Source organism: Streptomyces dysideae (assembly GCF_001514305.1).
GTDB classification, from domain to species: domain Bacteria; phylum Actinomycetota; class Actinomycetes; order Streptomycetales; family Streptomycetaceae; genus Streptomyces; species Streptomyces dysideae.
Genome location: NZ_KQ949096.1, coordinates 19,794 through 43,079 on the forward strand (window position 1 = coordinate 19,794; position 23,286 = coordinate 43,079).

At 70.4% G+C, this 23,286-nt stretch carries 18 protein-coding genes; 9 read left to right on the plus strand and 9 right to left on the minus strand.

Annotated features, from left to right (window positions below):
* Nucleotides 1–92: 92 nt before the first annotated feature.
* Nucleotides 93–350, minus strand: coding sequence for a hypothetical protein (locus tag AQJ91_RS29485; RefSeq protein ID WP_067027567.1), 258 nt, complete (start codon nucleotides 348–350; stop codon nucleotides 93–95).
* A 616-nt stretch (nucleotides 351–966) separates the two neighbouring features.
* On the opposite strand from AQJ91_RS29485, the gene miaB reads away from it, so the two are divergent.
* The gene (gene miaB / locus AQJ91_RS29495; RefSeq protein WP_079085258.1) at nucleotides 967–2,493 is read left to right on the plus strand and encodes a tRNA (N6-isopentenyl adenosine(37)-C2)-methylthiotransferase MiaB; all 1,527 of its coding nucleotides are present in this window, start codon (nucleotides 967–969) and stop codon (nucleotides 2,491–2,493) included.
* 100 nt (nucleotides 2,494–2,593) lie between these two features.
* Nucleotides 2,594–3,304: a class III extradiol dioxygenase subunit B-like domain-containing protein gene (locus AQJ91_RS29500; RefSeq protein ID WP_067027574.1), complete on the plus strand. Its 711-nt coding sequence runs from the start codon at nucleotides 2,594–2,596 to the stop codon at nucleotides 3,302–3,304.
* Between the two features lie 88 nt (nucleotides 3,305–3,392).
* On the opposite strand, the gene AQJ91_RS29505 is transcribed toward AQJ91_RS29500, so the two are convergent.
* Both AQJ91_RS29505 and AQJ91_RS29510 read right to left on the minus strand, forming a co-directional pair.
* The gene (locus AQJ91_RS29505; RefSeq protein ID WP_067027577.1) at nucleotides 3,393–3,671 is read right to left on the minus strand and encodes an antitoxin; all 279 of its coding nucleotides are present in this window, start codon (nucleotides 3,669–3,671) and stop codon (nucleotides 3,393–3,395) included.
* Nucleotides 3,672–3,696: 25 nt separating this feature from the next.
* Entirely contained in the window at nucleotides 3,697–3,975 is a 279-nt protein-coding gene (locus AQJ91_RS29510) for a hypothetical protein (protein WP_067027579.1), read from the minus strand.
* Nucleotides 3,976–4,157: 182 nt separating this feature from the next.
* Here AQJ91_RS29510 and miaA point away from each other — a divergent pair, with 182 nt between their 5' ends.
* The 6 genes from miaA (at nucleotide 4,158) to hflX (ending at nucleotide 12,588) form a co-directional block, all read left to right on the plus strand.
* Nucleotides 4,158–5,096 (plus strand): tRNA (adenosine(37)-N6)-dimethylallyltransferase MiaA, encoded by a 939-nt coding sequence (gene miaA / locus AQJ91_RS29515; protein ID WP_067027581.1) that lies wholly within the window; start codon nucleotides 4,158–4,160, stop codon nucleotides 5,094–5,096.
* Nucleotides 5,097–5,204: 108 nt separating this feature from the next.
* On the plus strand, nucleotides 5,205–5,708 hold the full coding sequence (locus AQJ91_RS29520; RefSeq protein ID WP_067027583.1) for a hypothetical protein: 504 nt from the start codon (nucleotides 5,205–5,207) through the stop codon (nucleotides 5,706–5,708).
* 59 nt (nucleotides 5,709–5,767) lie between these two features.
* Complete coding sequence (gene dapF, locus AQJ91_RS29525; RefSeq protein ID WP_067027585.1) at nucleotides 5,768–6,637, plus strand: diaminopimelate epimerase; 870 nt, start codon at nucleotides 5,768–5,770, stop codon at nucleotides 6,635–6,637.
* 298 nt (nucleotides 6,638–6,935) lie between these two features.
* The gene (locus tag AQJ91_RS29530; protein WP_067027587.1) at nucleotides 6,936–9,089 is read left to right on the plus strand and encodes a RelA/SpoT family protein; all 2,154 of its coding nucleotides are present in this window, start codon (nucleotides 6,936–6,938) and stop codon (nucleotides 9,087–9,089) included.
* Nucleotides 9,090–9,464: 375 nt separating this feature from the next.
* Nucleotides 9,465–10,961 carry a M1 family metallopeptidase gene (locus AQJ91_RS29535; RefSeq protein ID WP_067027589.1) on the plus strand — a complete coding sequence of 499 codons (1,497 nt, stop codon included), beginning with the start codon at nucleotides 9,465–9,467 and terminating at the stop codon, nucleotides 10,959–10,961.
* A 133-nt stretch (nucleotides 10,962–11,094) separates the two neighbouring features.
* Nucleotides 11,095–12,588 carry a GTPase HflX gene (gene hflX / locus AQJ91_RS29540; RefSeq protein WP_067027591.1) on the plus strand — a complete coding sequence of 498 codons (1,494 nt, stop codon included), beginning with the start codon at nucleotides 11,095–11,097 and terminating at the stop codon, nucleotides 12,586–12,588.
* A gap of 97 nt (nucleotides 12,589–12,685) precedes the next feature.
* On the opposite strand, the gene AQJ91_RS29545 is transcribed toward hflX, so the two are convergent.
* From AQJ91_RS29545 to AQJ91_RS29570, 6 genes are all read right to left on the minus strand, one after another.
* Nucleotides 12,686–13,906, minus strand: a complete 1,221-nt coding sequence (locus AQJ91_RS29545; protein WP_067027593.1) for a trypsin-like serine peptidase — start codon at nucleotides 13,904–13,906, stop codon at nucleotides 12,686–12,688.
* A 198-nt stretch (nucleotides 13,907–14,104) separates the two neighbouring features.
* Entirely contained in the window at nucleotides 14,105–15,586 is a 1,482-nt protein-coding gene (locus AQJ91_RS29550; RefSeq protein WP_407696946.1) for a glycoside hydrolase family 32 protein, read from the minus strand.
* Nucleotides 15,587–15,634: 48 nt separating this feature from the next.
* On the minus strand, nucleotides 15,635–16,507 hold the full coding sequence (locus tag AQJ91_RS29555; protein WP_067027596.1) for a carbohydrate ABC transporter permease: 873 nt from the start codon (nucleotides 16,505–16,507) through the stop codon (nucleotides 15,635–15,637).
* Between the two features lies 1 nt (nucleotide 16,508).
* Complete coding sequence (locus AQJ91_RS29560; RefSeq protein WP_234383047.1) at nucleotides 16,509–17,435, minus strand: carbohydrate ABC transporter permease; 927 nt, start codon at nucleotides 17,433–17,435, stop codon at nucleotides 16,509–16,511.
* Nucleotides 17,436–17,521: 86 nt separating this feature from the next.
* Entirely contained in the window at nucleotides 17,522–18,826 is a 1,305-nt protein-coding gene (locus AQJ91_RS29565; protein ID WP_067027599.1) for an extracellular solute-binding protein, read from the minus strand.
* Nucleotides 18,827–18,967: 141 nt separating this feature from the next.
* On the minus strand, nucleotides 18,968–20,002 hold the full coding sequence (locus AQJ91_RS29570; protein WP_067027601.1) for a LacI family DNA-binding transcriptional regulator: 1,035 nt from the start codon (nucleotides 20,000–20,002) through the stop codon (nucleotides 18,968–18,970).
* 262 nt (nucleotides 20,003–20,264) lie between these two features.
* Between AQJ91_RS29570 and AQJ91_RS29575 the strand changes: the two genes are divergently transcribed.
* A complete protein-coding gene (locus AQJ91_RS29575; RefSeq protein WP_079085259.1) occupies nucleotides 20,265–23,195 on the plus strand; it encodes a glycoside hydrolase family 32 protein in 2,931 nt (976 codons plus the stop codon).
* Nucleotides 23,196–23,286: the final 91 nt, after the last annotated feature.

Here is a 23,286-nt window from a genome sequence, read left to right on the forward strand (position 1 = left end):
GAAGACAGGGGCGCCGGCCCTGGGGGAGGGGTGGGCCGGCGCCCCTGTGGGCGAGGTGCGGCCGGAGGGGGGATCCGGGCCGCACCCCGGGATCAGGGGTGGGCTGGGCTCAGCTCTTGGGGATGCCGTTGGCGGTCTGCCTGCTCCTTCAGCAGCGGCTCCTGCTGTTTCCGCAGCTCCTCGTATTCCTCACAGTCGGTCAGCACCTCGGCCGTCTCCCGGCGGGGGCTGATGTCCCCCGCGGCTGACGGTCTGTCCGGCTGCGAGGTGATGTCCAGTTCATCGCGAAGGTGCCATGTGCGGCGCGCGGGGACGGTCTTCAGGTTGCAGTCACAGGAAACACGAACCATGTATTCCGTCCTTTCTTCGGAAGCCGCGGCGAAACGGCCTGTGCTGCGGTGAGGCCGTCGACATCGGGCCGCCCTGTAGACGTAGATGCGGGTCCGGATGGTTCAAACGAATTTCGCCCGCGGTGCCCTGACCGGCAAAGACCGTGACGTGCGCCACTTTTGTGAACCATCGGCCCACCTGCTACGCCTGCCCTTCCATACCGCGACGCCACCGCCAAGTGGAGTCCGCCACCGGACGGTTCAAGCTGACCAGCAAGGACAAGGTGCCCTCTTCGAGCGCGAGGTCCGGGGCAATGACGCGAGCGAAACGCGTGCCGCCGCGGAAGACCTCGCCCAGGACGGGCCGGTCGCGGACCACCAGGGGAGCGCCCGCGGCCAGCGCCGCGGCAAGGCGGGCCCTCCTTCGCCCCAGAAGCCGGCTCCTGGGCGGCGCCCGCACACAGCCGGATCACTCGCGGAGCGGGGATGCGCCCGGCTGTCGAGAGATCCGGGATCGGTGGAAGCTCCCCGGCCTGGGCGTAGACGCAGTGCGGTGATCGGGCCGCGCGCCTTCATGGGCACCGCTGCCGGAAGCGCGCTGGGACAGGGGCCTACCCACAGCGCCTACCCTTGAGGCATGACCAGCAGCAACCGGAGCCCGGCAGTGGACGTTCAAGGATCCAAGAGTTACGAAATCCGAACCTACGGGTGCCAGATGAACGTCCACGATTCCGAGCGATTGTCCGGACTGCTCGAAGACGCCGGATACGTACGCGCGCCCGAGGGCTCCGACGGCGACGCGGACGTCGTCGTCTTCAACACCTGCGCGGTCCGCGAGAACGCCGACAACCGGCTCTACGGCAACCTCGGCCGTCTCGCGCCGCGGAAGGCGAGCCGCCCCGGCATGCAGATCGCGGTCGGCGGCTGCCTCGCGCAGAAGGACCGCGACACCATCGTCAAGAAGGCGCCCTGGGTGGACGTCGTCTTCGGCACGCACAACATCGGCAAGCTGCCCGTCCTGCTGGAACGCGCGCGCGTGCAGGAAGAGGCGCAGGTCGAGATCGCCGAGTCGCTGGAGGCCTTCCCGTCGACGCTGCCGACCCGCCGCGAGAGCGCGTACGCGGCCTGGGTCTCCATCTCCGTCGGCTGCAACAACACCTGCACCTTCTGCATCGTCCCGGCGCTGCGCGGCAAGGAGAAGGACCGCCGCACCGGCGACATCCTCGCCGAGATCGAGGCCCTGGTCGCCGAGGGCGTCTCCGAGATCACCCTGCTCGGGCAGAACGTCAACGCGTACGGCTCCGACATCGGCGACCGCGAGGCCTTCAGCAAGCTGTTGAGAGCCTGCGGCACGATCGACGGCCTGGAGCGTGTCCGCTTCACCTCCCCGCACCCGCGCGACTTCACGGACGACGTGATCGCGGCGATGGCGGAGACCCCGAACGTCATGCCGCAGCTGCACATGCCCCTGCAGTCCGGCTCGGACCCCGTCCTCAAGGCGATGCGCCGCTCGTACCGCCAGGAGCGCTACCTCGGGATCATCGAGAAGGTCCGCGCCGCCATCCCGCACGCTGCGATCACCACCGACATCATCGTGGGCTTCCCCGGCGAGACCGAGGAGGACTTCGACCGGACCCTGCACGTGGTGCGCGAGGCCCGCTTCGCGCAGGCGTTCACCTTCCAGTACTCCAAGCGCCCCGGCACCCCGGCCGCGACCATGAAGAACCAGATCTCCAAGGAGGTCGTCCAGGCGCGCTACGAGCGTCTCGTCGCCCTCCAGGAGGAGATCTCCTGGGAGGAGAACAAGAAGCAGGTCGGCCGCACCCTGGAGCTCATGGTCGCCGAGGGCGAGGGCCGCAAGGACGGCGCCACCCACCGCCTCTCCGGCCGCGCCCCCGACAACCGCCTGGTCCACTTCACCAAGCCGGACCAGGAAGTCCGCCCCGGCGACGTGGTCACGGTCGAGATCACCTACGCCGCCCCGCACCACCTCCTCGCCGAGGGCCCCACCCTCGACGTGCGCCGCACACGCGCGGGCGACGCCTGGGAGAAGCGCAACGCCACCGAGGCCGCGAAGCCGACGGGCGTGATGCTGGGCCTGCCGAAGATCGGCACCCCGGAGCCGTTGCCGGTGGCGACGGGCCCTGCCTGCGGCTGCGACTGACCGGAGCACGCGTCTCGACCCGTACCTGTCGTCGGCGGCTCTGAACGGTCGGGAGACGTGCGCCGCCCGTCGGCTGCTGTCCGGCGTTACGCTGCCGATCATGCTTGTCGCCGCCGCTGTCTGCCCCTGCCCCCCGCTCCTCGTGCCCGACGTCGCCGCGGGTGCCGCGCCCGAGCTGGACGCCGCGCGTACCGCGTGCACGGACGCGCTCGGTGTTCTCGCCGCCGCCCGCCCGGACCGGCTCGTGGTGGTCGGGCCCACCGAGCAGGGCGGGAGCGGGGCGTACCCGGAGGGCACCCGGGGCTCGTTCCACGGTTTCGGTGTGGACGTCGACGTACGGCTGGGCCGGGACCGGGGCGACACGGAACGCCCGCTTCCGTCGTCGCTCGCCGTGGCCGCCTGGCTGCTGGACCGGACGGGATGGTCGGACGCGCCGATCGAGGGACTCGGCGTGGCGGAACCGATGACGGTCGAGCGGTGTACCGAAGTGGGAAGGGACATCGCCGCCCGGGCGGAGCGGGTGGCGCTGCTGGTGATGGGCGACGCCAGCGCCTGCCGCACGCTCAAGGCCCCCGGCTATCTCGACGAGCGGGCGGAACCGTTCGACGCGGCGGTCGCGCGTGCGCTGCGCGAGGCGGACGTGGCTGCCCTCAGGGCGCTCGACATCGAGCTGGCGCATGAGCTGATGGCGTCGGGCCGCGTCCCCTGGCAGATCCTTGCGGGCGCCGCCGAGGCCGCCGGACTGTCCGGCGCCCTGCTGTACGAGGAGGCCCCGTACGGCGTGGGGTATCTGGTCGCGACCTGGTCGTAGGGCGGGCGCAGGGCCCGGTGCGAACCGTGCACAACGGCGGACGGCCGGGGAGCTGTAAAAGCTCCGCGGCCGTCCGTCGGCATGCCGTTCAGGAAGACGGCGGCGGGGAGGCCGGCGGCGTGGTCGGCCCGCCGCCCCTCTCGTCGTCGCCCTTGTGCGCGAGTCGGTCCATGGCGCCCTTCGCCTTGCCCGTGCCCGACTGGATCCTGTCGCTGTACTTGCCCTTGGTCTTCTCGTCGACGACCTTCGCGGCCCTGTCGAGACCGTGCTCGATCTTGTCGATCCTGTCTCCGTGCTTCTGTGCGAGGCCGGAGACCTTGTCCTTCGCCGGGGCGAGTTTGGCTTTCAAATTGTCCTTCAGACCCATGGTTCACCTTCCCGCGCGGGGTCAGTCATGTGCGGGCGCCCTCGCCGGCCTCACTGTCGGCCGCCTTGTCGGCGGACTGCTGCTGGGGAATCTCGACGCTCTCGACGCTCTCGGCGGCGACGGCCTCGACGGCCTCCGTCGCCGTCGACCCGGCCGTCTCCTCGGTCCCGGCCTCGGCCGGTTCCGTCACCTCCGCCGCCTCGTCCGCCGCGGGCTCGGCCGACAGTGTGTCGGCCTGCGCTTCGGCGGTTGACGTCTCCTCCGCAGCCTTGGACCTCCGGAGAAGTCGTGCGAAAACACCCATATCTGCTCCATACGTTACTCGTGCGGGCGAAATCCCGCGTCGTCCGGTGCGTCTGTTTGCGTCGCCCCGGGTGCCGCCTCCGCAGACCGGCGGCGAAAACCTCGCAACTGGCAACGACACCGCGCGCGTGCCGTCACGTAACTCGTTCGAGGCCACCCCCCGACGTTTGCGAGACTGGGGCGGTGAGCAGTGCACCCCCCGCCCCCCGCGTCATCGCCGTCGTAGGACCCACCGCGGCCGGTAAGTCCGATCTGGGCGTTTTCCTGGCCCAACGGCTCGGCGGCGAGGTCGTCAACGCCGACTCCATGCAGCTCTACCGAGGGATGGACATCGGCACCGCCAAGCTGACGCCCGGGGAGCGCGCGGACGTCCCGCACCACCTCCTGGACATCTGGGACGTGACCGTCACGGCGTCCGTCGCCGAGTACCAGCGGCTCGCACGGGAGCGGATCGACGCGCTCCTCGCCGAGGGACGCTGGCCGATCCTGGTCGGCGGCTCCGGCCTGTACGTCCGCGGCGCCGTCGACAATCTGGAGTTCCCCGGCACCGACCCCGAGGTCAGGGCCCGGCTGGAGGAGGAGCTCGCGCTGCGCGGCTCCGGGGCACTGCACGCCCGCCTGGCCGCCGCCGACCCCGGGGCCGGGCAGGCGATCCTGCCCGGCAACGGCCGCCGTATCGTCCGGGCCCTCGAGGTGATCGAGATCACCGGCAAACCCTTCACCGCCAACCTCCCCGGCCATGACTCGGTCTACGACACGATCCAGATCGGCGTCGACGTGACCCGCCCCGAGCTGGACGAACGCATCGCGCGCAGGGTCGACCGGATGTGGGACGCGGGGCTCGTGGCCGAGGTGCGCGCGCTGGAGGCGCGCGGGCTGCGCCAGGGGCGCACGGCCTCACGTGCGCTCGGCTACCAGCAGGTCCTCGCGGCGCTCGCCGGGGAGTGCACCGAGGAAGAGGCGCGCACGGAGACCGTACGTGCCACCAAACGCTTCGCGCGCCGCCAGGATTCATGGTTCAGACGCGACCCACGGGTGCACTGGCTGAGTGGGGCTGCGGCGGATCTCACAGAACTTCCGCATCTCGCACTGGCGTTGGTCGAACGACCGGTTACAGCCTGATCACGTCATGGCATCGGGACGCTCCGGCCGCCATCCCGGCCTCCGACGCCATGCCATCATCGAGCTTCGATCGACCAGGTTGAGTCCGAGTTGGGAGGGCGCGTGGCGATGGAGGCCAGCCCTCGCGACACCGCACAAGGCACCGAGCACGTCATCACCGACACCGGTGAACCGGAGCCGGACGGCGACCGTCTGAGCCCGGACGGGCCCGACGACACGCAGGACGGCGTGACCGCCGACGGTCCCGAGCCCGAGGAGATGTACGAGAGCGGGCCCGAGGTCGAGGTCGAGCTGCGCCCGCAGCGCCGGCTGCGCATCTGGCAGCTCGCCCCCATCGTCGCCCTGGCCGCGGTCGGCTCCCTGATGTTCGCCTTCCCGCTGGCCTTCGACTTCGGCGACAGCGGCGCCGTGATCGCCATGCTGGGCCTGCTGATCAGCTCCTGCGCGGCCGGCTGGGGCATGATGGCCGCCCGCCGGGTCGGTTACACGTGGCCCGGGCTGCCCCAGCCGGGCTCCGGGTGCAGACCGGACTGGCGGGTCGTGATCGCGTACGTCGTGGTCGTCGCCGCGGTGGTCGTGCTGGCCGTGTGGCGCGTCGCCCGGTTGCGCTGACCTTCCCGGCCCTCCCACACGCGCGTGGGGCTGTCGTACCCACCCCTTACGATCGAGGAATGAGCACGCGGATCGCCTTCCTCAAGGGCCACGGCACCGAGAACGACTTCGTGATCGTCCCGGACCCCGAGAACGCCATCGACCTGCCCCCGGCCGCCGTCGCCGCCCTGTGCGACCGCCGCGCCGGCATCGGCGGTGACGGCCTGCTGCACGTGGTGCGGTCCGCCGCCCACCCCGAGGCCAAGCACATGGCGGCCGAGGCCGAGTGGTTCATGGACTACCGCAACGGCGACGGCTCGATCGCGGAGATGTGCGGCAACGGCGTGCGCGTGTTCGCGCGCTACCTCCAGCGCGCCGGGTACGCCGGTGAGGGCGACCTCACCATCGCCACGCGCGGGGGCGTGAAGGCGGTACACATCGCGAAGGAGGGTGACGTCACCGTCGGCATGGGCAAGGCGCGCCTCCCCGAAGGGGACGTCACGGTGAGCGTCGGTGAGCGCAGCTGGCCCGCACGGAACGTGAACATGGGCAACCCGCACGCCGTCGCCTTCGTGGACGACCTCGCGCACGCCGGCAACCTGTTCTCCGCGCCGCCGTTCAGCCCGGCCTCGGCGTACCCGGACGGTGTGAACGTCGAGTTCGCGGTCGCCCGCGGCCCCCGGCACGTCGCGCTGCGCGTGCACGAGCGCGGCGCCGGCGAGACCCGCTCGTGCGGCACGGGCGCGTGCGCCGTCGCCGTGGCGGCCGCGCGCAGAGACGGCGCCGACCCGGCGGTCACCGGAGCACCGGCGACATACACCGTCGACGTGCCCGGCGGCACCCTGGTGATCACCGAACGGCCGGACGGCGAGATCGAGATGACCGGCCCCGCGGTAATCGTCGCCGAGGGCGAGATCGATGCGGAGTGGCTGGAAACAGCGGCTCGCTGATCGGCGCGGAGGCTTGGTATCGGAGCTCCGGGCGCCCGCATGGCTGGGGGAGGGGTGCCCGGTGACTCCGTACACGTTCGAAATCACGGCCCGCCGCAGTTCACATGGCGCGAAACCGTAAACCTACAAACCCTCGCTCGAATGGGTGATCCGTTTCACGCTCGGCGAGAGGCGGTCAGCCGCACGTGATGGGCTCGGTAGCATCAAGCACCGGCCCGGACGGGGGACCGATGCCATCCCCTGAGCCGTGTCCGCCATGGGGCACCCCGTCCGCCGGTCCACGCAGCCGGAGGTGCCCATGAGTGCGGAGGCCACGAACCCCGCGACGCCAGGCCCGGTAGCAGGCGCCGTGACGCCCGCCGTGCCCCGCAGGAAGGCCCGCCCCCGGATCGACCTGCGCCGACTCGGCCGGGCCGCCCTGCTCGGACCCGCCGCCCGCGACCGGCTGCCCGACGCCATCGGTCATGTCGCCGAGGCCCACCGCGCCCACCACCCCGACGCCGACCTGGAACCACTGCGCCGCGCCTACGTGCTCGCCGAGTCGTCGCACCGCGGCCAGATGCGCAAGAGCGGTGAGCCGTACATCACACACCCGCTCGCCGTGACCCTGATCCTCGCCGAACTCGGCGCCGAGACAACGACCCTGACGGCGTCTCTGCTCCACGACACCGTCGAGGACACGGACGTGACGCTCCATCAGGTCCGCGAGCAGTTCGGCGAGGAGGTGCGCTATCTCGTCGACGGCGTCACGAAGTTGGAGAAGGTCGACTACGGCGCCGCCGCCGAGCCGGAGACCTTCCGCAAGATGCTCGTCGCCACCGGCAACGACGTCCGCGTGATGTCGATCAAACTCGCCGACCGCCTGCACAACATGCGCACCCTCGGCGTGATGCGCCCCGAGAAGCAGGCCCGCATCGCCAAGGTGACCCGAGACGTCCTCATCCCGCTCGCCGAACGGCTCGGCGTCCAGGCGCTCAAGACCGAGCTGGAAGACCTCGTCTTCGCGATCCTGCACCCCGAGGAGTACAAGCACACACGGGAGTTGATCGTCAACAACGCCTCCCGCGCGGACGACCCGCTCGCCGAGATGGCCGAGGAGATGCGCACGGTCCTGCGCGACGCCGACATCCAGGCCGAAGTCCTCATCCGGCCCCGGCACTTCGTCTCCGTGCACCGCGTGGCCCGCAAGCGCGGCCGGCTGCGCGGCGCCGACTTCGGGCGCCTGCTGGTGCTGGTCAACGAGGACGCGGACTGTTACGGCGTCCTGGGTGAACTGCACACCTGTCTGACGCCGGTCGTGTCGGAGTTCAAGGACTTCATCGCCGTACCCAAGTTCAACCTGTACCAGTCGCTGCACACCGCGCTCGCCCGCGAGGACGGCCAGGTCACGGAAGTCCTCATCCGCACCCACCAGATGCACAAGGTGGCCGAGGCCGGCGTCGTCGCGCTGGGCAATCCCTACGCTCCTCCTTCGGAGGAGCAGACCGCGTCGAGCGACGGCGAGCGCGTCGACCCCACCCGCCCCGGCTGGCTCTCCCGCCTCCTCGACTGGCAGGAGGGCGCGTCCGACCCCGACACGTTCTGGTCCACGCTCCGTGAGGACCTCGCCCAGGACCGCGAGATCACCGTCTTCCGGCCCGACGGCGGCGCCCTGGGCCTGCCCGAGGGTGCGACCTGTGTGGACGCCGCGTACGCGCAGTACGGCGAGGACGCGCACGCCTGCATCGGCGCTCGCGTCAACGGCCGCCTGGCGACCCTCAGCACGGTCCTGAAGGACGGCGACACCGTCCAGCTCCTCATGGGCCAGGACCCGGCCTCCGAACCCTCCAGGGAGTGGCTGGAGCACGCCCACACGCCCGCCGCCCGGATCGCCATCCAGCGCTGGCTCGCGACGCACCCGGCGGCCGCCGAGGCCCAGGAGGGGACGACCGAGCCGACCCCGCAGGCCGAGGTCCCGCCCCGGCCCGTCAACGACGGCCCCGCCACGCGCCCCGCCGCCGCGAAGGCCGTCGTCGACCAGCCCGGCGCGACCGTACGGCTCGCCGGCTGCTGTACGCCCGTACCGCCCGACGAGGTCATCGGCTTCGCCGTGCGCGGGGGAGCCGTGACCGTGCACCGCGCCGAGTGTCCCGGGGTGGTGCGCATGAAGAGCACGGGGCGCCCGGAGGTCGACGTGCGCTGGGGCGACACCACCGAGTGCCGGGTCACCCTCCTCGCCGAATCGTTCGTCCGCCCCCACCTCCTCGCCGACCTCACCGAAGCGATGGCCCTGGAGGGCGCGGAAATCGTCTCGGCGATGGTGGAACCACCGACCCAGCAGCGCGTACGCCACACGTACACGGTCGAACTCCCGGACGCGGCAGGGCTGCCGGGGCTGATGCGTGCGATGCGAAACGTGCCGGGGGTGTACGACGTGAGCAGGGCGCGGCCGCAGGTGCCGGGGGCGTTCTGAGGAGACGCCGGCGAGCAGCCTGCGGGCGGCCCAGCCGCAGAGGGCGGCGCATCGTCACCGGCCGCAGCATGCGGCACTCATGCCGCGCCGTCTGCGGGCAGTCGTTCCGCCGAGGGCACGCCCACCCGAGCAGTCGGCACCACACAACCCGCCCAGCCTGCGGGCAGTCGTGCCGCTTGGGGCGGCGCCCGTCCCACAGAGAGGCGGCACCCCAAGCGCGGGCGAGTGACCCGACCCCGCGCCAGCACGCACGCCGGGCCCCACACCAGACACGGCACCGTTCCACACCGCCACCCCCACTTCCGGCGTACCCGTTCGAGTGGGCCGATCGCGCGCCGTCACCGCCCCGCACGCCCACGCTGATAGCCGTGATCCATGCTGCTCACCTCCCGCACCAAGAATTCCGGAACCAGAACCCCCCACCGCCTCAGAGCAACGGCCCTCCTCGCCTCCGCCGTCTCCGTCTGCCTCCTCGCCGCAAGCGCCCCCAGCACCCCCCTCGGCGTCGGCGACCGCCTCTTCCCGCATCTCGGCAACCCCGGCTACGACGTGGCGTCGTACGACCTCTCCTTCACCTACCCCGGCAGCAACACCAAGCCGCTCCAGGCCGTCACCACGATCGACGCCTGGACGACCACGGACCTGGACCGCGTCAACCTCGACTTCGCACACGGCAAGGTCGATTCCGTCGAGGTCGACGGCGAACCCGCGTCCTTCAGCAGCGCCGACGAGGACCTCGTCGTCACACCGGACGACCCGCTGCCCGGCGGCAGCTGGATGCGGATCACCGTGCGGCACACCAGCGACCCCGTCTACGGCGAGGACCGCGAGGGCGGCTGGGTGCGCACCAAGGACGGCCTCGCGATGGCCAACCAGGCCGACGTCGCCCACCTGGTGTTCCCGTGCAACGACCACCCCTCCGACAAGGCGATGTTCACCATCCGGGTCACCGCGCCCAATGGCTACACCGCCGTCGCCAACGGTCTGTCGACCGGCGTGGACCGGGCGGGCCGGGCGACCACCTGGACGTACCGCACCCAGCACCCCATGGCCACCGAGCTCGCCCAGGTGTCCATCGGCCGTTCCACGGTGCTGCACCGCACCGGCCCGCACGGACTGCCCGTACGGGACGTCGTGCCCACCAAGGACCGCGCGCTGCTCGAACCGTGGCTGAAGAAGACCCCCGGCCAGATCTCCTGGATGGAGGGCAAGGTCGGCCCGTACCCCTTCGAGACGTACGGCCTGCTCATGGCCGAGGCGAACACCGGCTTCGAACTCGAGACGCAGACCCTCTCTCTCTTCGAGAGAGACCTGTTCACCGAGCCCGTCTACCCCAAGTGGTACGTAGAGTCGATCATGGTGCACGAACTGGCCCACCAGTGGTTCGGCAACAGCGTCAGCCCGCGCACCTGGTCCGACCTGTGGCTCAGCGAGGGGCACGCCACCTGGTACGAGGCCCTGCACGCGGAGGAGCAGGCGGACCGGCCGATCGCGGCACGGATGAAGGCGGCGTACGGCGCCTCCGACCGCTGGCGGGCGGTCGACGGACCGCCCGCCGCCCCCAAGGCACCGAAGCCCGGCCAGAAGATCAGCATCTTCCGGCCGAACGTCTACGACGGTGCCGCCCTGGTCCTCTACGCCCTGCGGCAGGAGATCGGCCGCCCGGCCTTCGAGCACCTGCAACGCGCCTGGGTGAGCCGCCACCAGGACGGCGTCGCCACGACCGCGGACTTCGTCGCGCTCGCCGGGGAGATCTCCGGGCGCGACCTGGGCGGCTTCTTCCAGGGCTGGCTCTACGGTGAGAAGACCCCGCCGATGCCCGGCCACCCGGACTGGAAGCCGGAGGCACCCCAGCCCGCGGCCGCGAAATAACACGGTGACGAGACGGGCCGTGCCGTGCGACCATCTGAGGGTCGGCGCGGCACGGGACACGGGAATCTCCCGGGGTGCTCGCACGTTGTGCACAGTGACCGCCGTATCGGAATCCCCACGACGTAAGGACCCAATGACCTCCTCTTCATCCCCTTCCCAGGACACTCAGAGCCTCGCGCACACATACCCCGACGGTCTTCGGGCCGATGCCCTGATGGAAGAGGACGTCGCCTGGAGCCACGAGATCGACGGAGAGCGGGACGGCGACCAGTTCGACCGCTCCGAGCGCGCGGCCCTGCGCCGTGTCGCGGGCCTCTCCACCGAGCTCGAGGACGTCACCGAGGTCGAGTACCGCCAGCTCCGTCTGGAGCGGGTCGTACTCGTCGGCGTCTGGACCACGGGGACCGTGCAGGACGCGGACAACTCCCTCGCGGAGCTCGCCGCCCTCGCGGAGACCGCGGGCGCACTCGTGCTCGACGGCGTGATCCAGCGCCGCGACAAGCCCGACGCCGCCACCTACATCGGCTCCGGCAAGGCCGAGGAGCTGCGGGACATCGTCCTCGAATCCGGCGCCGACACCGTCATCTGCGACGGTGAGCTCAGCCCTGGCCAGCTCATCCACCTCGAAGACGTCGTCAAGGTCAAGGTCATCGACCGTACGGCCCTGATCCTCGACATCTTCGCCCAGCACGCCAAGTCCCGGGAGGGCAAGGCGCAGGTCGCGCTCGCGCAGATGCAGTACATGCTGCCGAGGCTGCGCGGCTGGGGTCAGTCGCTGTCCCGGCAGATGGGCGGCGGCAAGGGCGGCGGCCTCGCCACCCGTGGTCCCGGTGAAACCAAGATCGAGACGGACCGGCGTCGGATCCGCGAGAAGATGGCGAAGATGCGCCGGGAGATCGCGGACATGAAGACCGGCCGCGAGATCAAGCGCCAGGAGCGCAAGCGCCACAAGGTGCCCTCGGTCGCCATCGCCGGCTACACCAACGCCGGCAAGTCCTCCCTGCTCAACCGCCTCACGGGCGCGGGCGTGCTCGTCGAGAACGCCCTGTTCGCGACCCTCGACCCGACCGTGCGCCGGGCCGAGACCCCGAGCGGACGGCTGTACACCCTGGCCGACACGGTCGGGTTCGTCCGCCACCTGCCCCACCACCTGGTCGAGGCGTTCCGCTCCACGATGGAGGAGGTCGGCGAGTCCGATCTGATCCTGCACGTGGTGGACGGTTCGCACCCGAACCCGGAGGAGCAGCTGGCCGCCGTACGCGAGGTGGTCAGGGACGTCGGCGCCACCGAGGTGCCCGAGATCGTCGTGATCAACAAGGCCGACGCGGCCGACCCGCTGACGCTCCAGCGGCTGATGCGGATCGAGAAGCGCTCCATCGCGGTCTCGGCCCGCACCGGCCAGGGCATCACCGAGCTGCTCGCCCTGATCGACAACGAGCTGCCGCGCCCGTCGGTGGAGATCGAGGCGCTCGTGCCGTACACCCACGGCAGGCTGGTCGCCCGTGCCCACTCCGAGGGCGAGGTGATCTCCGAGGAGCACACCCCGGAGGGCACGCTGCTCAAGGTGCGGGTGCACGAGGAACTGGCGGCGGATCTCACGCCGTACGTTCCGGCGCCCGCCGCCTGACCGGTCGTAGCACGGCGACCTGCCCGGTCGTAGCACGACGGAAGGCCCGCTCCCTCGCGCAGGGGGCGGGCCTTCCGTATGTCCGTATGAGTACGGGTCACTGACCGGCGAACTTGTCGCTCACCGAGTCGTAGACACCCTTGGCCTCGGCGCCCAGCCGCGGACCCGCCAGCCAGCCCGAAGTCACCGGGCCGATCGAGGTGTTGGACACGAGCGCCGGCTTGCCGTCCGAGCCCTCCGCCACCCAGCCGCCGCCGGACGAACCGGCGGTCATGCTGCACCCGATGCGGTACATCGTCGGGTCCGACGCGCTGAGCGACAACCGGCCCGGCTTGTCCTGGCACTGGAACAGCTTCTGCCCGTCGTACGGCGGCGCGGCCGGGTAGCCGGTCGCCTCGATGCTCGCCACCTCCGGGACGGCCGGGGCCTTGAAGTCCACCGGAAGGGCCGAACCGACCATCTCCTCGAGGGACTTGCTGTTGCCGCCCTCCTCCGGCGTCACATGGATCACGGCGAAGTCGTACGAGGCACCGTCGCCGCCCGTCGCACCGCCCTGCTCGATCCACTGGTCCGAGGTCTGCGCCCAGTCGCCCCACCAGACGCCGTACGGAGTGACCTGCTCCTTGGTGGCGTTCTCCAGCTGCGAGGTGGGCAGGGCCTCGTTGTTGTACGACGGCACGAACGCGATGTTGCGGTACCAGCCGCCGCTCTTGCCCGCGTGCACACAGTGGCCCGCCGTCCAGACCAGGTTGGACTTGCCGGGGTGGGCCGGGTCCTCCACGACCGTCGCCGAGCAGACACTCGTGCCGTCGGGGGAGTCGAAGAACAGCTTGCCGGCCGCGGGAGCGTTGGCGTGATACGTAGCCGGCACGGCCTGCGCGTCCACCGGCTTCGGCTCCGGGTCGGTCACACCCTGGTCGTCGGAGAGGTCACCTTCGTCGACACCCTCGTCCGGCTCCTCGGCCTCACGCATCCGGTCCTTGTCCCACAGGCCCGCGATGATCGGGTTGATGTAGTCCTGGGCCTCGCGCAGCCAGTCGTCCTTGTCCCAGTTCTTCCAGGCCCCGTTCTTCCACTTGTCGAGGTCGATCCCGTGCTCTTTGAGCTGGTCCTTGATGTCGTCCGGAATCGTGATCTTGTTGTCGCCTCCCGCGACTGCGGACGCGGAGGCCTGCGCGTCAGCGTCCGCATCGCCCGACTCGCAGGCGGTCGCGGTGAGCGCGAGCGCTGCGGCGAGCGCGGCGACGGGCAAGGGGGAGATGCCGCGGCGCGCGCTCCTCCCTCGGCGTGCGGTGAACGACGGCCTCATCGATCGCATGATCTGACTCCCCCTGGGGTGAAAGTACTTGGCGCGGCGCCGGTGTTCTCGATTGATGTCACGGCGCGTTGGGACGGCACCACACACTATGCGGTCGCTGTGGGGGAGTTCCGACGGAACGGCAACGGTTTCGCTACGGGCTGTCTGAACTGGCAATTCATCCAGTGTGCTGCCGACTTGGCGTCCTCTTGACGGACATCAGTGGCGGGCGAGACCGGCGTCCGTGGGTGTGGACTCGGCGCCCGCGTCGGTCGCGTAGCGCATGGCGTACGGCCGCAGGTTCCAGGCGCCGACCGCGTAGCCGAGTCTGCCCTCGTCTCCGGCGCGGGCCTCGATCCGCCAGGGGGTGTCGCCGGTGGGGTAGAACCGCAGGGTGAGCGTCCGGCCCGACGGCAGGTACAGCTCGGCGACGGACCGGTCCACCACCAGGCGCAGTTCGACCGGGGCACCGGAGGCCGCCCGCGCCTCGGGGCAGGGGAGGCGGTACGTTCCGCCGTGTGCGCGCGGGTCGAGGGAGGCGTGGTCGCGGTCCACGACGAGCTCGCCGGCGGCCGCGTCGATGCTGATGTCGAGGTACTCGGCGCCGTCGGCGGAGGTCACCAGCCGTAGTCCTCCCGCCGTTCCGGCGGCGCGGGGTTCCAGACGGGCCGTCAGGTCGAAGCTCGAACGCACCGTCCCCAGTTCGGCCGTTCCGGCGGTCTCGCCGGCCGCGGTCAGCGCGCGTTCGTCGCGCAGTGCGAGGAGTTCCGCGGCCGGCCGCTGTCGTACGGAGCCGTCCTCGGCGAGTGTCACTTCGCGCGGCAGCGTCAGCAGCCCGGCCCAGCCGGCCTCACGAACGCACGCGGCGTCACGGGCTTCCCACGACCACCCCCACAGCAGCCAGCGGCCGTCGGGGGCGGGCAACAGCGCCGGGGCGTAGAAGTCGGGTCCGTGGTCGAGCAGGGCGGGGGCGTCGGGGAGGAAACGGCCGTCCTGCTCGCGCCCGGGGTAGACCACGGTCCGGCGCGGTCCGAGCTCCGGATCCCAGGCGCCCAGGAGCAGCGCGCCGCGTCCGTCCGCGTGCAGGTACTGGGGGCACTCCCAGCCCGGCCCCGTGTCCGCGCCCGGCGCCACCGGCTGCGGGGCCCGGTCCAGGAACGGCCCCCGGTACTCCCACCGTTCCAGGTCCCCGGACTCGTACAGCAGCGCCGCCGCCCGGCCGTCCGCCTGGGCGGAGCCGACCAGCATCCGCCAGCGGCCGGCCTCGCGCCACACGTACGGGTCGCGGTACATGGTGGCGCCCTCGGGCAGTTCGGGGATCAGCAGGCTGCCGCGCGGTGTCCAGGTGACACCGTTGTCCCGGGACTCGGCCGTGGTGACCGGCTGTGCCCAGCGGTCGGTGCGGAAAGCGGAGTAGAAGGCGACCATGCGGTCGCCGTCGGAGACGGCGTTGCCGGAGAAGCAGCCGTCGGCGTCCTCTCCGCCCGGCGTGGGGGTCAGCGCGACGGGCAGTTCCTCCCAGCTGATCAGGTCGGGGCTGCGGAAGTGGCCCCAGTGCATGTTCGCGTGCTCGGGTCCGTACGGGTTGTACTGGAAGCACACGTGGTAGTGGCCGTCGTGGAAGGCCAGCCCGTTGGGGTCGTTGATCCAGTTGCGGGGCGGGCGCAGGTGCGCGACGGGCCGGTGGGGGTCTGCGGGCATGACGGACACGCAGGGGTCCTTTCGGGGTGGGGGGTCGAAGGAGCGCGGTCAGCCCTTGACGCCGGTGGAGGCGATGCTGTTGACGAACGAGCGCTGGAAGGCCATGAACAGGGCGAGGATCGGCACGGTGATCATGGAGGAGTACGCCATGATCTGGCCCCAGCCGACGTTGAGTTGGAAGAAGTAGGAGATGCCCACCATCACCGGCCGCAGCTCCTCGCTCTGCACGACCATCAGCGGCCACAGGTACGAGTTCCAGGCGGGCAGGAACGTGAGGATGGCGACGGTGGCGACGGCCGGGCCGGACAGCGGCATGACGATGCGGCGGTAGATGGTGAACCAGCCGGCGCCGTCCACGATCGCCGCCTCGTCCAGTTCCTTGGGGATGCTCTGGAAGTACTGGTGGAAGAAGAAGACCGAGAAGGCGTTGGCGACGAACGGCACGATCTGGACCTGGTAGGTGTCCATCCAGCCGGTGGTCCACTCCAGGTGGAAGCCGTTGACGCGGAGCAGCGGCAGTTGGTTGACCCACCACACCAGCGGCAGGGCGAAGGTCTCGAACGGCACGATGAGGGTGGCGATGACGGCGGTCAGGACGAGCTTCCTGCCGGTCCAGCGCATCCGTGCCAGGGCGAAGGCGGCCATGCTGTTGACGAGGATGCCGAGTACCACGGTGATCGTCGAGATCAGCACGGAGTTCAGCAGGAACCGTGCCGCCGGGACACGCTCGAACACGCCCGTGTAGTTGTCCAGAGACAGGGCGCCGACCGGCAGGAAGGCGCGCAGGGAGCCCAGGTCGCCGAAGATCTGGTCGTCCGGTTTGAAGGACGAGACCAGCATGAAGACGAGCGGGAGCGCGAAGACCAGGGCGAGGACGACACGGCCGGCGTGGCCGCCCAGGTGCTTCAGGAGGGAGGTCATGTCAGTCCTTCTCCCGGGTCAGGAAACGCTGGACGAGGGACACGCTCAGCACGAGCACGAAGAAGACCAGGGAGATCGCCGCCGCGTACGCGGTCTGCTGCTGGTCGTAGCCGGTGTGCACGGCCTGGTGGACGACGGTGGTGGTGGAGTCGAGCGGGCCGCCTTGCGTCATCACCCTGATCTGGGTGAAGAGGCTGAACGCCGCGATGGTGATGGTGACCAGCACGAACGTGCGGGTGGCGCGCAGTCCGGGCCAGGTGACATGGCGGAAGCGGTGCCAGCGGCCGGCGCCGTCCAGGTCGGCGGCCTCGTACAGCTCGGCGGGGATGGTCTGCAGGCCGGCCAGCCAGATGATCATGTGGAAGCCGACGCCCTGCCACACCGACATCAGGATGATGGCGGGCATGGCGGTGGCCGGGTCGCCCAGCCAGTCCGGGCCGTCGACGCGCCCGAGGGTGAGCGTCGAGATCACGTGGTTGACCAGGCCGTCCTGCCGGTAGAGGAAGGTCCACAGGAGGGACACGACGACCATCGAGGTGACGACTGGCAGGAAGTACACGGTGCGGAAGAAGTTGACGCCGCGCACCTTGGCGTTGACCAGCAGCGCCAGCACGAGGGCGAGCCCGGCCTGGAGCGGCACGACGACGGCGGCGAAGTACGCCGTGTTGCGCAGGGACTTGTAGAAGACCGGGTCCTGGAAGAGCAGGGTGAAGTTCCGAAGGCCCACGAAGCGGGCCGGGGTGGGCGAGATGAGCCTCGCGTCGGTGAACGCCAGGGCGAAGGCGAGGGCGACCGGTACGACGAGGAAGACGATCAGCAGCACGACGGCCGGGGTGGCCATGCCGAGGGCGGTGAGGCTCTCACGGCGACGCGCGTGCGTCGTTCGGGTTCGCCGGACCGGACGCAGCCGCTCGAGGGCTGCGATCATGGTGGTCACGGTAGCTCCAGGGGGAGCCGGTCCGGTTCGGGCGGCGCGGGGAGGCGCGGGCGGGGCCCGAACCGGACCGGGGCGGGTCAGCCGGCGTCGTAGTTGTTCGTCTTGAGGTTGTTGTCGATGTCCTTCGCGGCCTGGCCGAGAGCGTCCTCGGGGTCGGCCCCGGCCAGGATGTCCTGGGTCGCCTTCTGGAACTCGGTCGAGATGTAGGGGTAGGCCGGGGTGACCGGGCGCACTTCTGCGTACTTGCGCGCGAACTCGACGAACACGTTGAACTTCCCGCCCGGCTGGTAGCCGTCGACCTGCTGTACGGCGGCGTCGGTGGCCGGGATGGTGCTGGTGGCCTTGGCGTAGTCGACGAAGTACTTGGTCTGGCGGGAGAACTTCAGCCACGCCTCAGCGCCGGCCTTGTTGGAGCAGGTGGAACTCATGGCCCACTGCCAGGAGGCGCCGCCGATCTTGGGCCCGTTGCCGAAGTCGACCGGCGGGATGATCGCCAGGTCGTCACCCAGCCTCTCGGCGGTCTTGGTCGCGTTCCAGCTGCCGTCCCACTGGATGGCGCTCTTGCCGGCCAGGAAGTCCTTGTTGGGGTCGGCCCCGGACTTCTTCGACAGGTAGCCCTTGGTCACCAGCGAGCGGAACCAGGTGGCCCACTCCACGGAGCTCTTGCCGTCGAGGGTGCCCGAGGCGGTCTTGTAGCCGTCACGGTCGATCAGGTCGCCGCCGAAGCTCTGCAGCTGCGGGGAGTAGCCGTACGTGTACCACTCGCCGAGGCCACCGGTGCCCATCTCCAGTGGGTAATCGAACTTCCCGCTCTTCTTCAGCTCGGCCAGCGCCGAGTCGAACTCGGCCTTGGTCCAGGGCTTGTCGATGGTCGGGATGCGGATGCCGTACTCGTTCAGCACCGACTTGCGGGCGAAGAAGGTGAGGGAGACGTCGTAGAAGCCGAACGCGTAGACCTTGTCCTTGTAGCGGCCGACGGTGCTGGGCAGCTGGTCGGACAGCGGTACCTCGCTGCCGGAGACGTCGACCGGGGCAAGGTAGCCGCCCCAGGCCCAGTTCGGCACGTTGGGGCCGTCCACGTCGAGCAGACAGGGCAGCTTGCGGGCCGACGCGGCTGCCACGACGGAGTTGTTGTAGTCGCTCTGCGGGAACGCCTGGAGCTTGACCTTGTACTTGCTCTGCGAGCCGTTGAACTCCTTGATGATCTTCTTGACGACGTCGAGCTCGGTCGAATTGCCGGCGTTGTGCGTCCACAGGGTCAGCGTGTCGCCGCTGGCTCCGGACGTGCTCCCGCCGCTCCCGGACGCGCATCCGGCGACCAGCGCGGTCGCCGCTGCGACGGCTACACTCGCTTCAGCGAGGCGCCTGGTTCTCCACACCACGAGGTTCCTCCATCTCACTGAGACGGGTCTTGCCGGACCCGCCCTCGCGACCGGTTGCGACGGTCGCTGTTCTTGGTGGTCGTCCCGCCGCCCGGGGCTTGGGTCCGGGCGGCGGGACAGCCGTTTTTCGGGTGCCCGGTGTCAGCCCTCCGCGGGGGTGCCGATGGAGGCACGCTCCTGCAGCGGCATGGGCACACGGTGTACGACTGCTTCGAGCGGTCCCTCGCCGAGGATCAACTCCACGGCAAGGCGGCCGAGTTGGTAGTGCGGCAGTTTCAAGGTGGTGAGCGCCGGGCGCAGTACCGACGCGATGTCCTGGTCGTCGAAGGAGACCACCGATACGTCGCCGGGCACCGACAGACCCGCCTCGCCGAGCGCCTGGTAGGCGCCGAAGGACACCCGGTCGGTCAGACACACCAGTGCCCGTGGGCGATGACCCGCCGCGAGCAGCGCGGCGACCTCCCGATAGCCGTCCCGCGTGTCCCAGTCGCACTCGACGACACCGTCCAGGCGGGCCCCGCCCGCCCGCAGGACCTCCTCCAGGCCGCGCATACGCTCGTTGCCGGCGATGATCCCCTCGGGTGTGGCCGGAACGGCCTGATGCCCGCCGATCGACCAGATGCCCTCGGTGTGACCGGCCGCGAGCAGGGCACGGGCCGCGTCCCGGCCGGCCTCCACCTCGTCCGGGACGACGGACGGCGCGTCGAAACCGGGGGCCAGGCAGTTCAGCAGGACCACCCGCTGCCCGTACAGCTCCTTGGGCGGAGTGATGTGCCGGGTGAACATCGACGCGTAGATCACCGCGTCTACCTGGCGGTCCAGCAGCGCGTGGACCATGGACGACTCAGCGGCGCGGTCGCCGCCGGCCTCCGTGATGAACAGCAGGTGGTCCCGCTCCCGGGCAGCCTCCAGCGCACCGCGGATCACATCGCCCGCGAACGGTGTCGTGGTGATCCGGTCCGACACGAACCCGATGGTCTGCGTCGACTTCGTCCGCAGGCTGCGTGCGGTGACGTTGGGGCGATAGCCCAGCTCCCTGGCGGCCTCCAGCACACGTTCGCGGGAGGCGTCGGAGATACGCATGTCGGTGCGGCCGGAGAGAGCGAACGACGCGGTCGTCGGCGAGACGCCTGCCCTGCGGGCAACGTCGGCCATGGTCACACGGCGTTCAGACATCAGCGGCTCAGCTCCGTTGTTAAATCGGATTAGCAAGTTGCGATGAGAGTGAAGCTCGGTTCGACCGGTGTCAACACCCCGGACATCTCAAATGGAAAACGCTGAAGTTATGGGGTGTTTTGTCAGTACTTCAGGTAACGCTCACGTAAATCGATGTGCGTTAGCTCTTGCTTTAGCTGTCGCGGCGCGCGAACGATTCCGAGCTGTCGCCTAAACCGATTTGGCAGAGCGTCAACCTGCCGCGCCGACCCAGGAGTCAGCCATGAGGAGAAGAACAGCCCTCAGTGTGGTGTCCGCCGCCGTCGGCGGTGCGATCGTCCCGTTCTCGTTCGTGCCGACCGCCACCGCCCAGGAAAGGCGACTGCCCGGAAGCCCCTCCGCCCGCTGGGACTTCGACGAGCGCGCCGGCGCGGTCGCCCGCGAAACGGTCTCCGGCACCGCCGACCCGGTCAGCTACGTCTTCAACGACGCCCGCTACAAGCCCGACAGCGATCCCATACGGCGCCGCGGAGTGCGCGGCCGGGCACTGTACTTCGACGGATACTCGACCGTCGTCACCGCCCAGGGGCCCGGCGCACTGGACCCCACCCGCGGCATCACCCTCGACGTGTGGATCGCCCCCTACGCCTACGAGCACGGCATCGACGGCAAGCCCCAGGCACTGGTCAACCAGCACGACCCGGACGCGAAGACCGGGTTCCTGCTCGGCCTGCGCCGCTTCGGGCAGATCGTCTTCCAACTCGGCTTCGGAACCGACCTGATCGAGGTCAGGGGAGCCCCGGACCGGCCGGCCGGCAAGGGCAGGTGGACCCATGTCGCGGCCACCTACGACCCGGCCGCCCGGCAACTGCGCCTCTACCGCGACGGCCGCCTGATCGGCACCGCCACCACGCCGGACAAGGCCCCCGAACTGGCCTCGGGCGAGCCCCTGCTCATCGGGCGGCACAACCGGTCCACGCTGCTGAACGGCGAGTTCCACGCCAACATGTACATGGGGCTGATGGACAGCGTCGTGATCCGCCCGGGCGCCCTGGACGATCCGACGGCGCGGCAGGAGCACGCCGAGAGGATCGCTGCGCTTCCAGGCCGTCACGTGCCCCGGCCGGACCTGGTCCAGCAGCGGACCCGTTTCGACGGCGACCGGCACCGCCCCCAGTTCCACATGCTGCCGCCCTGGCACTGGATGAACGAGCCGCACGCGCCCGTGTACTTCAAGGGCAAGTACCACATCTTCTACCAGCACGATCCGCTCGGCCCGTACTGGGGCCAGATCCACTGGGGCCACGCGGTCAGCACGGACATGCTGCACTGGCGGGACCTCCCCATCGCCCTCGCGCCCGCTGCGGACTCGGTCGGGCCGGACGGCTGCTGGTCGGGCTCGGCATACGTCGACGGTGACCGGGGGCCGGTGCTCTTCTTCACCGGCGGCGACGACCGGCTGCCCCACCGCCAGCGCACCGGGATCGCCGTCTCCGCCTACCCGGCCGACGGCGACACCGACCTGCCCACCTGGACGATGAAGTCCGACCCGGTCACCGAAGCCCCCGCCGGCCTCCCCGCCGGCCCCGGCACCGCGTGGGCGGAGAACTTCCGCGACCCGTTCGTCTGGGAGGAGGACGGCGTCTGGTACCAGCTGGTCGGCAGCGGCATCGTCGACTACGACGGCGCGCGGGTCACCAAGAAGCACGGTGGGACCGCGCTCGTGTACACCGCCCGCAGGCCCGAGGGCCCCTGGACATACCGCGGCCCTCTGCACTGGAACGATCTCGCCACGGTGCCCGAGCCCGGCGAGGTGTGGGAGCTGCCGGTCCTCCTCCCGCTCCCCGGCTCCCGGGGTGCGCGCACCGGCAAGCACATCCTGCTGGTGAGCCCCTGGTGGGAGGCGTTCAACCCGAACGCCGTCAAGCACACCCACTACTGGATCGGCACCTTTGACAAGCGCGAATGCCGCTTCGTCCCCGACGAGGAGAAGCCCCGCGAGTTCGACTTCGGCGAGCACTTCACCGGCCCGTCCGGCTTCGTCACCCCCGACGGCCGCTCCGTGCTCTTCAGCATCGCCCAGGACCGCCGCAGCGAACAGCAGCACGCCCAGTCCGGCTGGGCGCACAACGCCGGAATGCCCGTCAGTGTCTCGCTGCGCCAGGACGGCACCCTCGGTGTCGAACCGATCGCCGAGGCGGCCGGTCTCCGCGGCAAGAGACTGGCCCGGATCCAGCAGACCTCGGTCGAGGAAGCGAACCGGCGGCTCGCCGAGGCCTCCGGCGACCTGCTGGACATCAGCGCCGTCATCGAGCCGCGTGGCGCCCAAAGGATCACCCTGGCGGTCCGGGCCTGCGCCGACGGCACCGAGGAGACACTGCTCTCCTACGACACCACCGAGCGCCGCTTCTGGATCGACCGCAGCCGCTCCAGCCTGGACCCGGACGTACGCAAGGGCGTGCACGACGGAACCGTCGAACTGGACGCCGGCCGCCTGCGACTGCGGGTCCTCCTCGACCGCTCGATGCTGGAGGCGTACGTCAACGGGACCAACAGCCTCACCAGCCGCGTCTATCCCACCAGGGAAGGCGCCACCGGCCTGCGACTGACCGCCGAGGGAGGCGCCCCTAGGGTCCTGGAGCTGGACGTCTGGCGGATGAACGGCGCCTACGACACACCCGTGGCCCCGGCCGCATACGATCCGCCCCGCCCGACAGACGTCGACGCCCTTCCCAACCACGACTTCGCCACCGGGGACCTCACCGGGTGGACCGTGGTCTCGGGCACGACCTTCAGCGACGCCAATGTGACCACCCGCACCGACTGGGGCTGGGGTGGACCCTTCTACCAGGGCGAGACCGAGGACGACGTGTCCGGCCACCACCTGTGGGGCTTCAACCCGGAGGCCGGCGGTGACGACGCCACCGGGGTGCTCCGCTCCGCCACCGTGGTCCTCGGCGGAGACGGTGTCGTCGATCTGCTTGTCTCCGGCGGCAACGACCCCGACCGGCTCTACGCGGCCGTCGTCCGTGCCGGCGACGGCAAGGTGCTGGCCAAGGCCACCGGCCGTGGTGCCGAGCAGTACCGCCGGGTCGTCTTCGACCTGTCCGCCCACATCGGTGACCGGATCTACGTCGAGGTCGTCGACCGGGCAACGGGCGGCTGGGGCCACATCAACGTGGACGACGTCAACGTTCCCGTCCGCCAGAGGTGACACCCGCAGCGGCAGGACGACGCGCCGACCCACGCCGGTCCCGCTGATCACCTGGGGTTGTGCTGGACCGGCAACGGTTTCGGCACGGCAA